Origin of the sequence: Peribacillus sp. NPDC096379 (assembly GCF_044762875.1) — a bacterium.
Taxonomy (GTDB): domain Bacteria; phylum Bacillota; class Bacilli; order Bacillales; family DSM-1321; genus Peribacillus.
Map to the genome: position 1 here is coordinate 1,336,425 of NZ_JBIWFD010000001.1, position 15,502 is coordinate 1,351,926.

Annotated in this window: 14 protein-coding genes; 11 read left to right on the plus strand and 3 right to left on the minus strand. The window is 38.2% G+C overall.

The features are described from left to right. Positions 1-49: 49 nt before the first annotated feature. The 8 genes from dinG (at position 50) to ACIQZI_RS06360 (ending at position 8,781) form a co-directional block, all read left to right on the plus strand. A complete protein-coding gene (dinG, locus tag ACIQZI_RS06325; protein ID WP_403070647.1) occupies positions 50-2,827 on the plus strand; it encodes an ATP-dependent DNA helicase DinG in 2,778 nt (925 codons plus the stop codon). A 351-nt stretch (positions 2,828-3,178) separates the two neighbouring features. Beyond that, on the plus strand, positions 3,179-3,349 hold the full coding sequence (locus tag ACIQZI_RS06330) for a YpmA family protein (RefSeq protein ID WP_082191123.1): 171 nt from the start codon (positions 3,179-3,181) through the stop codon (positions 3,347-3,349). Positions 3,350-3,364: 15 nt separating this feature from the next. Then, a complete protein-coding gene (locus tag ACIQZI_RS06335; protein WP_062178693.1) occupies positions 3,365-3,841 on the plus strand; it encodes a cell wall elongation regulator TseB-like domain-containing protein in 477 nt (158 codons plus the stop codon). 21 nt (positions 3,842-3,862) lie between these two features. Then, positions 3,863-5,050, plus strand: a complete 1,188-nt coding sequence (locus ACIQZI_RS06340) for a pyridoxal phosphate-dependent aminotransferase (RefSeq protein WP_403070652.1) — start codon at positions 3,863-3,865, stop codon at positions 5,048-5,050. A gap of 263 nt (positions 5,051-5,313) precedes the next feature. Beyond that, entirely contained in the window at positions 5,314-6,606 is a 1,293-nt protein-coding gene (gene asnS, locus ACIQZI_RS06345; protein WP_157279423.1) for an asparagine--tRNA ligase, read from the plus strand. A gap of 272 nt (positions 6,607-6,878) precedes the next feature. Next, positions 6,879-7,571, plus strand: a complete 693-nt coding sequence (locus tag ACIQZI_RS06350) for a DnaD domain-containing protein (RefSeq protein ID WP_062178699.1) — start codon at positions 6,879-6,881, stop codon at positions 7,569-7,571. A 32-nt stretch (positions 7,572-7,603) separates the two neighbouring features. Beyond that, the gene (gene nth / locus ACIQZI_RS06355; protein ID WP_062178703.1) at positions 7,604-8,260 is read left to right on the plus strand and encodes an endonuclease III; all 657 of its coding nucleotides are present in this window, start codon (positions 7,604-7,606) and stop codon (positions 8,258-8,260) included. Next, positions 8,257-8,781, plus strand: coding sequence for a YpoC family protein (locus ACIQZI_RS06360; protein ID WP_403070657.1), 525 nt, complete (start codon positions 8,257-8,259; stop codon positions 8,779-8,781). The genes nth and ACIQZI_RS06360 overlap by 4 nt, the downstream gene beginning before the upstream one ends. Positions 8,782-8,823: 42 nt before the next feature. On the opposite strand, the gene ACIQZI_RS06365 is transcribed toward ACIQZI_RS06360, so the two are convergent. Next, positions 8,824-11,622, minus strand: coding sequence for a PBP1A family penicillin-binding protein (locus ACIQZI_RS06365; protein WP_403070660.1), 2,799 nt, complete (start codon positions 11,620-11,622; stop codon positions 8,824-8,826). Positions 11,623-11,660: 38 nt separating this feature from the next. Further along, complete coding sequence (gene recU / locus ACIQZI_RS06370) at positions 11,661-12,263, minus strand: Holliday junction resolvase RecU (protein WP_062178708.1); 603 nt, start codon at positions 12,261-12,263, stop codon at positions 11,661-11,663. A gap of 750 nt (positions 12,264-13,013) precedes the next feature. Here recU and ACIQZI_RS06375 point away from each other — a divergent pair. From ACIQZI_RS06375 to ACIQZI_RS06385, 3 genes are all read left to right on the plus strand, one after another. Then, on the plus strand, positions 13,014-13,289 hold the full coding sequence (locus ACIQZI_RS06375; RefSeq protein ID WP_062178711.1) for a hypothetical protein: 276 nt from the start codon (positions 13,014-13,016) through the stop codon (positions 13,287-13,289). 247 nt (positions 13,290-13,536) lie between these two features. Further along, the gene (locus ACIQZI_RS06380) at positions 13,537-13,905 is read left to right on the plus strand and encodes a YppE family protein (RefSeq protein WP_403070664.1); all 369 of its coding nucleotides are present in this window, start codon (positions 13,537-13,539) and stop codon (positions 13,903-13,905) included. Positions 13,906-13,983: 78 nt separating this feature from the next. Beyond that, positions 13,984-14,541: a YppG family protein gene (locus tag ACIQZI_RS06385; RefSeq protein ID WP_403070667.1), complete on the plus strand. Its 558-nt coding sequence runs from the start codon at positions 13,984-13,986 to the stop codon at positions 14,539-14,541. Positions 14,542-14,747: 206 nt separating this feature from the next. On the opposite strand, the gene ACIQZI_RS06390 is transcribed toward ACIQZI_RS06385, so the two are convergent. Next, entirely contained in the window at positions 14,748-15,209 is a 462-nt protein-coding gene (locus tag ACIQZI_RS06390) for an Hsp20/alpha crystallin family protein (protein ID WP_062178725.1), read from the minus strand. Positions 15,210-15,502 lie beyond the last annotated feature (293 nt).

The window sequence follows — 15,502 nt, forward strand, 5'->3', positions numbered from 1 at the left end:
CAACAAACGAACATACTTGTGTGAATGGGATTTAGAGGTGTTTTAATTAATGGCGCAACGCTATGTAGTAGTCGATTTAGAAACAACAGGAAATTCTCCGAAAAAAGGGGAGCGTATTATTCAATTCGCAGCAGTTGTGATTGAAGAAGATCAAATCATCGCTGAATATTCTACCTTTATCCATCCTGAGCAGGATATCTCGATGTTTATAGAAGAACTTACAGGTATTGACAATGATATGGTGAAAGAGGCACCTTTGTTTGAAGAAGTGGCCGAGCGTATTTCCGCTTTGTTAAAGGACGCTGTCTTTGTAGCGCATAATGTATTATTTGATTTGAATTTTTTAAAAGAAGAGTTAGAACGCTGTGGAATGGAAGCTTTCTACGGCTCTACAATTGATACTGTCGAACTTGCTAAAATCATGAAACCAACTTCTGATGGATATAAATTAAATCAGCTTGCTAAGCAAGAGAAGCTTGATCACTCTAGGCCACATCGAGCTGATAGTGATGCATATGTCACGGCCCAGCTTTTTCTTGAACTGAAAAAGAAACTTTATCAGCTGCCACTGCTAACTATGAAACAGTTATACCGACTTTCATACTCTTTGAAAAGTGAAATTTCGGAGCTCATTCAAGAATGTATAGCAGAAAAGCATTCTCAGCCAAGTGATTACGATGCAACGATTGAAGCATTCCAGGGCTTAGCTTTTAAGAAAATGAGCAGAGATTATGCTCAGAATACGTGGAAAACGGAGTATCCGAGTGATAGCCAAGCGAAATTAAAGCTGATTCGGGAATCATTACCCCAATTTGAAAGCAGAGAAGGGCAGCTTGAGATGATGGATCGGGTATATGATTCGTTTGAAAATGAACATCATACGATTATTGAAGCTGGAACAGGCATTGGTAAGAGCTTAGCTTATTTACTACCAGCTGCCTATTTTTCCGTGAAACAAGGAAAGCCCGTGGTTATCTCGACGTATACGCTTCAGCTTCAAGAACAGCTGCTTCAGTCTGAAGTGCCAAAATTAAAGGGGATCCTCCACTTTCCGTTTTCTGTCGTGCTATTGAAAGGGCGAAGTAATTATCTTAGTCTTGCAAAGTTTGAGAGAGCTATTAGGGAAAAAGAAGACAACTATGAAACCGCACTTACGAAAATGCAAATACTAGTTTGGTTAACAGAAACAGAAACGGGAGACAAGGATGAATTAAATTTAACGAGTGGAGGAGAGTTATTCTGGGAGAGGCTTCAAAGCAATTCATTTACTAAAACGGGATTACAAAAGCCTTGGCAAGCTGTCGATTTTTATGAAAGAGCCAAAGCTGTAGCGCTAAAAGCAGATATCATTATTACAAACCATGCGTTTTTAATGGCTGATTTAGTATCACCTGATCGTTTGATTCCGAGAGACGGTTTCTTAATTCTCGATGAAGCACATCATCTTGAACGTGCTGCAAGCAAGCATCTTGGGCGAAGACTCGATTATGTTTCGGCAAAAACCCTTTTAAATCGATTAGGCCATTCTGATCAAAAACAATTGTTATTTCGATTGGAGAAACTACTGCATCAATATTCGCTTACTCCTGTGACAAAGTCAGCAAATATTGACCGTACATTACTTGATTTTTTCTATGAATTTGACCAATTATTTTTTCAATTAGGGGCACTTGCGAATAAACAAGGAAGGTCTAGTGGTCCAAAGCAGATATCCATTCGCTTAATTGATGAACAATGGAAAATGACGACAATGCTTGCCGAAAGATTGGTCGATCAGCTCCAGGTGATTCTGTCTGGATTAGACGACAGAATTTCTTTACTAAGTAGTGTTGAAACTTTAAGTAAAAATGCCCAGTTTTATTTGAATGATTTTGAACTGATGCGTTATCAAATCAATGAGCTTAAGAAAACTCTCGCAGATTTTTTTGTCACACAAAATACCGATTTTATCTATTGGATGGACTATACAAAAGCCAATCCACAACAAGGGATATCTTTAGCTTCACAGCCGATTACAGGAAGCAAGTTGTTATGGAATACATTTTTTTCGAGACAAAAAAGTATTATTATGACATCGGCAACTCTTTCTGTTAAAAGTTCGTTTCAGTTCTTTATGAATCAGCTCGGGATGCAGGATGTTCCAGTAAAAACATTTAGCTATTCTTCGCCATTTTGCTATCATAAACAAGTTCGAATACTTGTACCAAAGAACATTCCAGATATTCAAAGCGTCGCACAAGAAGAATTCGTCCTTCACGCAGCTGAACATATTATTCTCGCTGCTGAAGCTGCAAAAGGGAGGATGATGATTTTATTTACCTCTCATGAGATGTTAAGAGCTACCTATTATTTACTTAAAGAATCTCAAATGTTGCAAGAGTATACGCTATTTGGACAAGGGATAACGAGTGGCAGTAAAACCCGGCTTCTGAAAAACTTTCAAAGCTTTGACAAAGCGATCCTGTTAGGTACGACTAGTTTCTGGGAAGGGGTGGACGTACCTGGGGAGGACCTTTCTTGTCTGGTTATTGTTAGGTTGCCATTTTCACCTCCTGATGATCCAATTACGGAAGCGAGATGCAACGTAATTAGAAATCATGGCAAGAATCCATTCTCACTCTATTCACTTCCGGAGGCAATATTGAGATTCCGACAAGGATTTGGCCGATTAATTCGTACAAGCACAGATAGAGGTGTGCTCATCGTTCTTGATCGAAGAATCATGACAACTGTATACGGAGAGGCCTTTAGGCAAGCCATTCCTTCAGTTAATTGGTTGCAAGTTTCAAAAAATGAACTAGTTAATGCAATTGAGGAATGGATTTAAACGACTTGCTATAAATGGAATGTTCATGATGCAACAGTGCACTAAAACGTCATGTATTAACGAGCCGGGAGACTTATTTAAAAGGGGAAAACCGGCTTACTTAAGGTGGCAGAGTGTAGCCAAAAACTATTAGAATTTTAGTTTACCTTTCAATTTATTTGATCATGCTGTTTACGTTCACAAAGCTCAGTCCGCTGTTGTTTCATACAAACGAATAAATTCTAAGAATAGCAAAAAAATTGATATGGAAATTCGAAACAAACTGGTATAATGTGAGAAGAAGTCATACACATAAAGCCTTGTTATTCCAAGGATTTATGAGAAAATTTGTTATTAAGGGGGTGCTTGAAAATGGAAAGCAAAATAGAAGTGATTTCAACCGTAAAATTGCAGCATTCCCCAGATTTATATAAAATTGTCGATTCTCTAAACCGTAATTTAAAGGAAAGAAATTTAATGTTTGGGCTTGCGCTGGATTCAGAGAATCAGGAAAAAGCGATATTCACGATTTATCGTACATAGAAAGAGTGACTGTATTTGAAAAAATGGCTGATTATATCTTCTGTTTTTATACTTTGTTTAATCGGCTTTGTGTCGGGGGCGTACATTAAAGCGATGGGGCCGAGGCAAGAAGCATCTGACATCGCTTATGCAAAGGCTCGGCAGGAGAGTGACCTAGTTACACTTGATGAATTTTATCTTTATCATGGACTCGAATCTTATTCTGTTGTTATCGGAAAGACCGCGGCTGGCGAGAAACTAGTTGTTTGGATTCCTGAGAACAAAGATTTAGATATAGTAACAGCTCAATATAAAAATGGTAAGACAAAGAAAGAAATCACGCAGATTGCCAAGGAACGATCAAAATCAAAGAAGATTATTTCAGTAAAACTAGGGATGGAAAACAATGTTCCACTTTGGGAAGTAACTTCTCTGGACGCTACAAAACATTATAATTATGAATATTATGATTTTAAGACAGGCGAAATGATTGATTACTATCGAGGTATTTAGACAGAAAATGGAGGGTTTTTTATGAAAAAGTTAGCAAATCGCGTACAGGCATTAACACCATCTTCTACATTAGCAATTACAGCTAAGGCTAAAGAGCTTAAGGCTCAAGGACAAGATGTTATTGGACTTGGAGCAGGCGAACCAGACTTTAATACTCCACAGCATATTATCGATGCAGCTTTTAAATCAATGAATGAAGGTCATACAAAATATACCCCTTCAGCCGGCTTGCCAAAGTTGAAAGAAGAAATCATCAATAAGCTTTCAAAAGAGAACGGTCTCTTATACCAACCAAATGAAATTATCGTTGGCTCAGGTGCGAAACACGTGCTTTATACATTATTTCAAGCGATTCTGGATGAAGGCGATGAAGTAATTATCCCTATTCCGTATTGGGTTAGCTATCCTGAACAAGTTAAATTAGCTGGCGGTACTCCAGTATATGTGAATGGAACAGAAGAACAGTCGTTCAAAATTACAAAAGAGCAGCTTAAAGAAGCAATTACAGATAAAACAAAAGCATTTCTAATCAATTCACCTAGTAACCCTACAGGCATGTTATATTCTGAAGAAGAATTACGCGAACTTGGGCAAGTATGTTTGGATCACGATGTATTAATCGTTTCTGATGAAATTTATGAAAAACTTATTTACGATGGTGCACAGCACACTTCCATTGCTTCTATTTCTCCAGAATTGAAAGAACAAACCATTGTCGTGAATGGAGTATCCAAATCCTATTCCATGACAGGTTGGAGAATTGGCTATGCAGCTGGAAACACTCAGATTATTAAAGCTATGACTAATTTAGCGAGCCATAGCACATCAAATCCAACAACAACAGCTCAATACGGAGCGATTGCGGCACTGTCAGGGCCACAAGATAAAGTAGAAGAGATGCGAGTTGCATTCGAGGACCGTTTGAATATCATTTACGATAAACTGACTGTTATTCCTGGAATCACTTGCCTGAAACCCCAAGGGGCATTCTACCTTTTCCCGAACGCAAAGAAAGCTGCTGAACTTACAGGCTATGGTAATGTAGACGCATTTGCTGGAGCTCTGCTTGAGGAAGCGCTAGTAGCTGTTATTCCTGGTTCTGGATTTGGAGCAGATGATTATATTCGTTTATCCTATGCAACATCCTTAGATCAGCTGGAAAAAGCTGTTGAACGCATTCGTTCATTTGTAGAATCAAAGATGGCCTAAATGGCTATCTTTATAGTAGAAAACAGAGTAATTTTTATCAGGTTTGCCACTACAATCAAGTACATGTATAATGAAAATGTTATATAAGTATAAGATTTATTAATGAGTTTTAGTGTCTAGCGTAAGCAGCCTAACCTCTCTAGGGTTTAGCCAATCAAGTTATATCAAGTGAAAACTACTTTCGATATAACTTGTTCGTCTTATGCTTAACGAGGTTGCTAAAAGGTGCTTGCGCTTTTCTTATGATTTGGAGGGAATGTATCGTGAAAATTACGATAGCACAGGTAAGTAAATATGTTGATCAAGAAGTGACAATCGGTGGTTGGTTAGCTAATAAACGATCAAGCGGTAAGATTGCATTTTTACAATTGCGCGATGGTTCAGGGTTTATTCAAGGCGTTGTTGTCAAAGAAGAAGTTGGAGAAGAGATTTTTGCACGTGCGAAATCAATTACACAAGAGTCATCTCTATATGTAACAGGAATTGTGCAAACTGATGAACGTTCTCCATTTGGCTATGAGCTGCAAGTGAAGAATGTTGAAGTCATCCATGAATCAGTAGACTATCCAATTACACCTAAATCACACGGAACAGAATTTTTGATGGATAACCGCCATTTATGGTTACGTTCGAAACGACAACATGCGGTTATGAAAATCCGTAATGAAATCATTCGTGCTACATATGAATTTTTCAATAATGAAGGCTTTGTGAAGGTGGATCCACCGATTTTGACCGGAAGTGCACCAGAAGGAACTTCAGAATTATTTGCAACAAAATACTTTGATGAAGATGCATTTCTATCACAAAGCGGACAGCTGTATATGGAAGCTTGTGCAATGGCACTTGGAAAAGTATTTTCTTTCGGTCCAACATTCCGTGCAGAGAAGTCGAAAACCCGTCGCCATCTAATTGAGTTCTGGATGATTGAACCGGAAATGGCCTTTTACCAACATGAAGACAGTTTAAAAGTACAAGAAGATTATGTGTCTTATATCGTTCAATCTGTTTTGCAAAATTGTAAGTTAGAATTGAACACGCTAGGCCGTGATATAGAAAAACTTGAAAACATTAAAGCGCCGTTCCCACGAATTACCTATGATGATGCACTTGAATTCCTGCATGAAAAGGGATTTGACGATGTTCAGTGGGGAGATGATTTTGGTGCCCCACATGAAACGGCGATTGCCGAAAGTTATGCATTGCCTGTTTTCATCACGCATTACCCAACGTCATTAAAACCATTTTATATGCAACCAGATCCAGAGCGAGAAGAAGTGGTATTATGTGCCGATTTAATCGCTCCGGAAGGATATGGCGAAATTATTGGTGGATCAGAACGTATCTATGATTACGATTTGCTTGAACAAAGAATTGAAGAACATAAATTAAGTAAAGATGCTTATAACTGGTATCTCGAATTACGTAAATATGGTTCTGTCCCTCACTCTGGTTTCGGACTTGGGCTTGAGCGTACTGTCGCTTGGATCAGTGGTGTCGAGCATGTTCGTGAGACGATACCATTCCCGCGTTTATTAAATAGACTATATCCATAATTAAATGAGAGTATCATAAAAAGGGTCTGACCACGTATTCTACAACGGTAGCAAAGTGTTGTATACACTTTGCTAGACTGTTATCCGTAGTTATGGGGACAGACCTTTTTTCATCTTTGGGCTTTAGAGCAGACGCTCATGGATGTTTTTATAAGCCGTAAAAAAGAATTATTAAAAAATGTTACGTTATTTTTGGCAATTAATTTCCAAAATGTATTATAGGTATTGTCGAACATTGTTTCATGTTATACTAATAATGAGGTGTCAAAGATATGAAAAATAACTTATATGCATGGTTTAAAGAAGGGTCGATGACGATTCCTTCATTTTTATTTACTCATTATAAAAAGATTGGCTTAAATGAGCAGGAAGTTATGCTATTGCTTCAACTCCAACAATTTATTGAATCTGGAAATGATTTTCCCGCGCCATCACAGTTAGCAGAACGAATGACTCTTCAGGAAACAGAGTGTTTGTTTTTAATACAGCGTTTAATTCAACGAGGGTATATTAAGTTAGAGGAAGATAAAGGGCAAGCAATAGGTGATGAAAGGTATTCACTTGATCCTTTATATGAGAGATTGATTGATTGCTTCTTGCAGGCACAGAAACAAGAGAAAGCGGAGCAGGCCTTAAATGAAGGGGAAAGCCTCTATACAATATTTGAACAGGAATTCGGACGGCCGCTATCGCCATATGAGTGTGAAACGCTTGCCTTATGGATGGATGATGATCATTCACCTTCAATCATAAAAGCAGCATTGCGTGAAGCTGTAATTTCCGGTAAATTAAATTTTCGTTATGTTGATCGCATTTTATTTGAATGGAAGAAGAATGGCATTAAGACGATTGATCAGGCAAAGAATCGTGGTCAGCAATTCAGAATGCATCAAAAGCACGAGAAGAAGCAGGTAACACAAACTCCACTTAAAGATGTGCCTTTTTATAATTGGTTGGAGCAATAGTTCTAAATAGTTCTAGGTAAAAGGAGTCAATTATGCTGAATAAAACCCAGATACGCTATTGTTTGGATACGATGGGTGAGATGTTTCCAGATGCACATTGTGAATTGAATCATTCTAATCCGTTTGAACTCGTCATTGCGGTTGCACTCTCCGCTCAATGCACAGATGTTCTCGTAAACAAAGTTACGAAAACGTTATTTCAAAAATACAAAATTCCTGAGGATTACCTAAATGTCCCCATTGAGGAGCTTGAACAGGATATTCGTTCGATTGGATTGTACCGCAATAAAGCGAAGAACATCCAAAAGCTTTCAAAAATGCTGATTGAAGAATATGGTAGAGAAGTTCCTAGAGACCGGGATGAATTAATCAATTTACCAGGTGTTGGTAGGAAGACGGCAAATGTTGTTGTTTCAGTTGCATATGGTGTTCCGGCCATTGCGGTTGATACTCATGTTGAGCGAGTAAGTAAACGCCTTGGAATATGTCGCTATAAAGACAGTGTTCTTGAGGTGGAAAAAACTTTAATGAACAAAATTCCAAAAGAAGAATGGTCCGTTACCCATCATCGCTTGATTTTCTTCGGTAGATACCATTGCAAAGCTCAAAATCCACAATGCCCTGTTTGTCCTCTACTTGATGTATGTCGCGAAGGGAAGAAACGAATGAAAAAGGAAGCTGTGAAATGATTGTACAATTACCACAAGAACTTGTACATGAAAAGTTCTTTTTCAGTGATAGGATTGAAATTGAAAATTTTATCACTGAGAAATGGAATCCGGATTTTAATCCAACACTTTTTGTGTATGACATGTTGTATTGGAATGGGGGACAAGGATTTCAACCATGGCAGCAGGGCTTTATAACAATACCTGTCCTTTTTGAAAAATGGAAGGAATTAGCTGACTCTTGCAGAATCATATTTGCTGAACGAAGGCAGAATGAAGCTGAGATGTTCATGAAAAAAGGAATGGCCTTTTTTTTTCAAGTGGTGTTTTGGATGAATGAACAACCAGTAGTCCTGCATAATTGGCATGAGCAAATTAACAGGCTTTCGGTAAAGCCGATAAATGTTGCTGAAAGACTGTCATTTGTTAACACGTCTCCCGCCCATTATGCTTCTTTTATCCAGCTAACAGAATTGTTTCTTGAAGCTGAAAAACAATTTTATAAAACCTTAGCAATGAAAAAACGAAATCAGCAAAAGTAAGAGGATGTCCCAAAGGGACATCCTCTTCTTTTATTGGAGACATTAAGGGTTGTCTCCTGCGGCAGGTGGTACCGTGTTTTCAGCATCAATAGGTGGTTGTGGTGGTTCAGTAGTTCCGCCAGTTCCGCCAGTGCTATTTTCAGAACCATTACCATTACCATTTCCGTTGCTATTACCATTACCATTACCATTACCGTTGCTATTACCATTACCATTACCGTTGCTATTATTATTACCATTACCGTTGCTATTATTATTACCATTACCTGGATTAGTAGTATTACCATCATTGTTTCCATTGCCTGGATTAGTAGTATTACCATTATTGTTTCCATTGCCTGGATTATTAGTGTTTCCGTTGTTATTACCGTTATTGTTATTGTCGTCATTCGAATTATCTTGCCCTTGATCATTCTGTCCAGTGTCATCTGTCTCTTCAGGGTTATTTAAGTCAGGTTCAGGCTCGATCGGTTCTTCCTGAATTGCAGTGACTTTAACACTGGCTGAAGCTGATGCACTTTTCTGACCGTTAACGATCGCTGTGACAGTGAATGTATAAGTTGAACCAGGGTTAGGCTGTTGGATTGTTAATCCCATTGTACTCGAACGTGCGAGTACTTGAGAGGCGCCTCCATCAATCGACACTTTAACCTCAAATTCTGGTGTTTTACTACTATCTGTTTGAGGGTAGTTCCATTGAAGATTAATGGAATTGCTTGCTTCATCATAACTTGCATTTACTCCAACAGGTGCAGATGTCTTATCATATTGCTTAGTTACTTTTGTTGGTTCATGTCCTCTTATGAAATATTCATAAGTAACTTGATCTTTAGGTGTATAATCACTTGCTTTTACTGCAGGGTTCGATCCTTTAAGAATGCCACGCTTTACAACATTTTTCGGCTGTTTAAAGTCTTCGGGTTTATCATCTTTATGAACATATGTCATTAATTCTTTAACCATCTTTTTTGGAATCCTTTGCGATTCTTTTCCAAGGTATTCGCTTTTTTTATCATATCCAATCCAAGCAGCGACCGTATAATTGGTCGTATAAGCTGTCATCCAACTGTCTGGAACTCCTGCTGATGGAATGTTAAATCTCTTTTTGTCAGCTGCATCAAAATTGGATGACCCAGTTTTACCAGCCATTGGCAAACCAGAGACTTTCGCTAATTGTCCAGTTCCGTAGCTTTCATCTATGACTCCTTTTAACATGTCAGAAATCATAAAAGCAGTTGATTCTTTCATAACAGCTTTTGATGTGAATTTGTTTTCGATTTCTGTCTTATCACGTAAAACTATTTTTGTGACAGTATGAGGCTGATTATAGATCCCGCCGTTTCCGAAAGCACTATAGGCGCCAGCGATTTGCATCGACGATACGGATTGAGTGCCTCCGATTGCGCCAGACTCATAATTATTTTTAGGGATAGGAATGCCTAATTCTTGCGCAAAGGCATATCCTTCTTCAACACCAACCTCTTGAAGAGCCTTCAGTGCCGGGATATTAAGGGATCGTTCTAGAGCCTCACGCATACTCACATCACCGCGATAATGCCCACCTGCATTTTTAATCGGTGTGCCATTCGAATATTGATATGGTTCATCGGTTAGTTGCTCATAAGTAGACCAATTTAATTTGTCAATTGCGGGAGCATAATCCATGATCGGCTTAATTGTAGAACCTGGTGAACGTTTTGCTTCCGTTGCATAGTTAAACACACGTTTACCTTGAATATTTCTCCCACCACCGATTGCCCTTATTTCACCGGTTTTCGTATCAATTAAGGAAATTCCGGCTTGCAATGATTTGCTCGGATATTGAATGATATCCTCGGTATTTAGCATGTCATAAACATATTTTTGTGCATCTTTATCAATGGTTGTATAGATTTCCAGTCCATCTGTATATGGATTATAATCTCCCATACTTTGGACTTCTTCAATCACTTGGTCAATAAAAGCATCATATGATGTTGTATCAACTTTACTCGTATCCTGTGCTTGTAACGTTTTGGTTACGGGTATGCTTTGTGCATTTTTCATTTCTGCTTCCGTAATAAATCCGTGACGATTCATTAAGTGAAGCACAATATTTCGTCTTTCTTCTGCGCGTTCAGGATATTTAAAAGGATTATATCTGCTCGGACTTTGCGGTAACCCGACAAGCATGGCTACTTCTTCGAGTGTAAGGTCTTTAAGATCTTTTCCGTAATACGTATCTGCAGCAGTTGCGATGCCAAATGCATGGTTGGCATACCAAATTTTGTTCACATACATTTCAAAAATTTCTTCTTTCGTGTATCTTTGTTCCAGTTTAATGGCCAGCCATGCTTCTTGAACTTTTCGTTTTATTGTCTTTTCATCGGTTAAAAATGTCCGCTTGACGACTTGTTGAGTTAGTGTACTGGCACCTTGTGAACCAAAGCCATTCGTTACATTGCCGATTACGGCACTACCTAGGCGCAGAATGTCGACTCCACCATGCTTAAAGAATCGAACATCTTCCGTAGCCAAAACGGCATTTTTAATAACTTCAGGAATATCCGCATAAGCTACATATTCCCGCTTTTCAACGCCTTCTTCGGTAAGTAAATTACCCTCTTTATCAAAAAACTTTGAGGAAAGGGGGTCTTTTAAAAGAGATTCGTCGATTTTGGGTGCATCGCTAATGAAATAGGCAAATGTTGCCCCACCCGCAACGACTCCAATAATCCCGAGCGTTACTAGAACGAGAAAAATCTTTTTAAATATTCCTTTTGGCTTTTTCTTACTCTTGCCTGTTTTATTAGAGTTTGCCTGCTTGCGGCGTTCCTCTCTTGTATTATATTTTTCAGCCACTACAGCTTACCTGCCTTTCGTAATGAATCATCGGGAAATTACCCCAAGATGGAATCTACTACTTTAATATAGTCAATCCTTGGATGAAAGCCAAGTGGAATTCGTTTTGAACAAGATTCCACCTCTGTTTTTGTAATTGATTTTCTTCCGCCTTCATTCATACGGTTCCAGAATTTTGTTAAATGCCCTAATTCCATTAAGTAAATTTCATCAGTTGTAGAAAATCGGATAATGACGAAAGCGACTCCACCTTGCTGGTCGATGCTTTTCATATGCTGGATTTGGTGTTCGTGAAAATTCTTAAGTGGGAACGAAGTTGGATTTTGTGTTTCCTTTGCTTCAAAATCTAAATGCTTACCCTTGTACACTCCATTATAATCCGTAGTAGATGCTTGTTTGAAATAAGCTTCTTTTATCACGGCTGCACTCCGTTTCGGATAATGAACATCGACAATTTGAATAGGGGTAGGCTTCTTATGGACGACAGCGATCCCATTTGCTACATAATATTCGTTCGTATCGTTTAAATCATCCTCCAACGTTTTTCCTCGATTGCCAAAGCTGCTTTTTTTGATGGAACGTTGAACGGCTTCCGAGCTTTTAGAGACGTATTTACGCCCATTGGGGTAATGAAAAGCCACATGAATTCCCCCTTGTTTTTCACTTATCATATAATAGCAAAAAAAAATGTGAAGTAGTGAATAAAATGATCTTTTTCTTTTCAATCTAACTATATATTTTATCACATTTAGGTGTAATTGGGTAATGAAAGAGGGAATGGTTCACTGATTTATGCTTTCATATACAATAAAATAGAATTAAGAATGGATATAAGAAGTCTCATTTGGAATCAATGTAATTAATTTGAAGTCGTTTTTAGGAGTAGACAAGGAGCAATCAAAAAGTGGTTGAAAGATTAAGTGGTGATGTTGGCCTAGTATGTAAATGAGCGGGTGTCCCAAACTAAAGGGTCAGCTCCTACCAACACTATATACAGTTCAAAATGAGTGTATATACCAGTATAAACCGGAAAGTCGTGTTAGGGGCAGACCAGTTTAGGACAGCCGCTTTTACAAACTTATTGGGCTTGCTTAGGTAGCGGGACGATCAGGACCGGTTAATTTCGGGTTTCCGATTGCTGCTTTCGTGCTCAAGTTCTTTTCATTTTTCTTTTTTTGTTGTTCTTTACTCTGATTTGTCGTCATGATTTAACACCTCCCACTACTAGTTTTATCTCAAATTGTCCACTCATTCATAAGATTTGTCGAAAGCTTAAAAAAATCCCCCTGTATTTCACTTTTTTTGACGATTTACTTCTAGTTTTGTCAGACGTGAAGGGCTTTTGATAAAAATAAAGAATACTTTTATAAAGAGATTAGGGAGGGATTTTAATGGGAATCAAACATGTGGATGTAGAAGAAATTCTTGGGTTAATGGAAGAAATCAATGAGCATTTAGAAACTTTAGAAACAACGTTATCTGTTTCCTTTGCCACGGAACGCAACAAGTTATGGACTAACGAGCATCACATGATCGATTCCGCAAGTATGAAAGTAAACGAAGCAGAAGCTAAATGGTTGTTGATGCAAAATGAACATACAGTTCTACGTGATATGGATAAGAATCGGAAGGAGATTCTTTCGATGAATCCGAGGCTAGGGTTTTAAATTACGAATGAAAGTAACAAATCCGGCAGCTAAGCTGTACGGGTTCTTTTTTTGCGAAAATGTTTTATAATTTGGTTATAGAGGATGTTCAAAAAATTAAGGGGAATAATGGTTGATTTTTTAAAGAAAGAACTATCTCTTTATTTATTATGGATTACCTGTGCGGGTGCAGATCATAGAGTCGATTATTCCACGAAATACTTGTTTCTTTTTGAATACACACTTATACATAAAAATGGGGGATTATATGCTGGATAAAAAACATGTAGAAAAACTTACCATTCAATTATTACAGTTCACTGAAAAATCGGATGAAATATATGAAGCAGTTAGGGAAGAAGGAAAGGAAAGGGATTTTTATCAAGAGGTGAAACCATTTGTTGATGAAGTGGACGCTGTCTTAAAATTATGGACACCTGGCATGAGAGAATGGATGAAAGCGGAAGACTTTACCCACTTGTTCCCACAACAAATTGAGCAAACAGCAAACAATCTTGCTGATGTAGTTGTACAAGCCTTCTTTCCAAAAACAAGCTATAAACGATTTAAAAGTCATATTCAATCAGTACGTTTTATTCTGCAAAATGTTTTAACAGAGATTCAACATAAATTGTAACGGATTGATTGGCTTCTCACCAAAAACACTTCCGACACATATAATAGATCAGCTAATGACTTAATGGGGGGAGTATACATGAACACGTGGGGGTCCTATGAATGGGATCACAGAAATAATGGAGCCTACTTTAATGAGATGAGCGGGTATGTGAATGGGTATCATATGCAGCAACCTTCCTACCAGCCTCATCCTCAATACGTGCAGGTACCAGGGCAGCACGCGACTGGACATATGTCTCAGCATGGTCAGCAACCATATCAAGTGGGTGCCTATCATCCTTTTATGCAACATCCCCAGCCAAGCGAACCGGTATCGGGGTTTTATGGACAGCATCCGATGCAGTTCTACCAACAGCCGGTACAGGGAATTAATCCATTTGAAAACCCATTATCTAAAACCAAAACAAAGAATGGGCAAATGAATAATGCTCAGGCAGGTTCCAATCCTTACCCTAAACAGCAATTTATGCAAAAGCAGCAACCGACAGGCGTTCAATCGATGCTCAACCAATTTAAAACACAAGATGGATCAATGGATTTAAATAAAATGGTGAATACAGCAGGACAGATGATGAATACGGTAAATCAAGTTTCGTCGATGATTAAAGGGGTCGGCGGTATTTTTAAAGCATAATTAATAAGGGTCAGATTCTACCGATTATCGACTTTACTGGTAAAATCCGGCCCTTTTAATGTTATAAAAAACGTCCATGAGCGTCTGATATAAAACCAACAATGGAGAAGGTTCAGGTTCTTAATTTGTATCACCTTATGAAGGCGGTGGTGCGGAGCTGATTTTGCGAAGCCCCGCCCCTTTACCACAGAAAAAAACAAAATAAGTTAGTCATCGACTTTAATTGATTTTCCTCTAATTTTCGGTATGGTCAGACGTAGGATTCCATCTCGATGGTGAGCGGTCACTCTTTGTTCATCGATAGGTTTGGACAAGCTAATTGTCCTTGTAAGGGAGGTTGACTGTCTGTTTCGTGTTGAAAGAAAATCTTTTTTTTCAACGGATTGCTGTTTGTTTTTGAGAATTCGAATCGTGATAGTCTGAGGTAGGATTTCTATATCAATATCGTTTCTACGGATTCCTGGCAAGGAAGCGCTGACGAAATAATCATTTTCTGTTTCTTCCACATCTACCGGAAAGCTCCCAGAAGAAACAGAGCCGAAAAATTCATTCATCGATTGGAGCATTCCCTTTGCTGGTTTATCACCAAAAAGTCGGTCCATTTTATTGAAGAAATCGTGAACACCTTCATGAGGAAATGTTTTTTTCCTTTTTTCAGAGTCAGTCATGGTTCATACTCCTTTCAAATTCATTCATGGAATAAGGAATCGTTTTTCTTGAAAAGGTGAAAAAGTAACAATTGAAAGTGAATTATCGTGGCCTATCGTCCACTTGGTGAGCAAAAAATTAAGGTCAATTAGGTTCATAATAATTATTTTTTATGCAAAGAATCTGTGGTGTATTAGCCTATGTATCTCGGCCTAATTATGTGACAGAACTTTGTATATTATGGATTAATGAAAGCTGAAAAGGGAAGAAATGCGGGATGAACATGAAGAAAGCAAGCTTTCAACTGCCTATA

Bases quoted from the DNA above. Each gene is read 5' to 3' on its own strand.
- dinG (WP_403070647.1), top strand. From the start codon at position 50: ATGGCGCAACGCTATGTAGTAGTCGATTTAGAAACAACAGGAAATTCT.
- ACIQZI_RS06330 (WP_082191123.1), top strand. From the start codon at position 3,179: ATGGAAAGCAAAATAGAAGTGATTTCAACCGTAAAATTGCAGCATTCC.
- ACIQZI_RS06340 (WP_403070652.1), top strand. From the start codon at position 3,863: ATGAAAAAGTTAGCAAATCGCGTACAGGCATTAACACCATCTTCTACA.
- ACIQZI_RS06350 (WP_062178699.1), top strand. From the start codon at position 6,879: ATGAAAAATAACTTATATGCATGGTTTAAAGAAGGGTCGATGACGATT.
- nth (WP_062178703.1), top strand. From the start codon at position 7,604: ATGCTGAATAAAACCCAGATACGCTATTGTTTGGATACGATGGGTGAG.
- ACIQZI_RS06360 (WP_403070657.1), top strand. From the start codon at position 8,257: ATGATTGTACAATTACCACAAGAACTTGTACATGAAAAGTTCTTTTTC.
- ACIQZI_RS06375 (WP_062178711.1), top strand. From the start codon at position 13,014: ATGGGAATCAAACATGTGGATGTAGAAGAAATTCTTGGGTTAATGGAA.
- ACIQZI_RS06380 (WP_403070664.1), top strand. From the start codon at position 13,537: ATGCTGGATAAAAAACATGTAGAAAAACTTACCATTCAATTATTACAG.
- ACIQZI_RS06385 (WP_403070667.1), top strand. From the start codon at position 13,984: ATGAACACGTGGGGGTCCTATGAATGGGATCACAGAAATAATGGAGCC.
- ACIQZI_RS06390 (WP_062178725.1), bottom strand. From the start codon at position 15,209: ATGACTGACTCTGAAAAAAGGAAAAAAACATTTCCTCATGAAGGTGTT.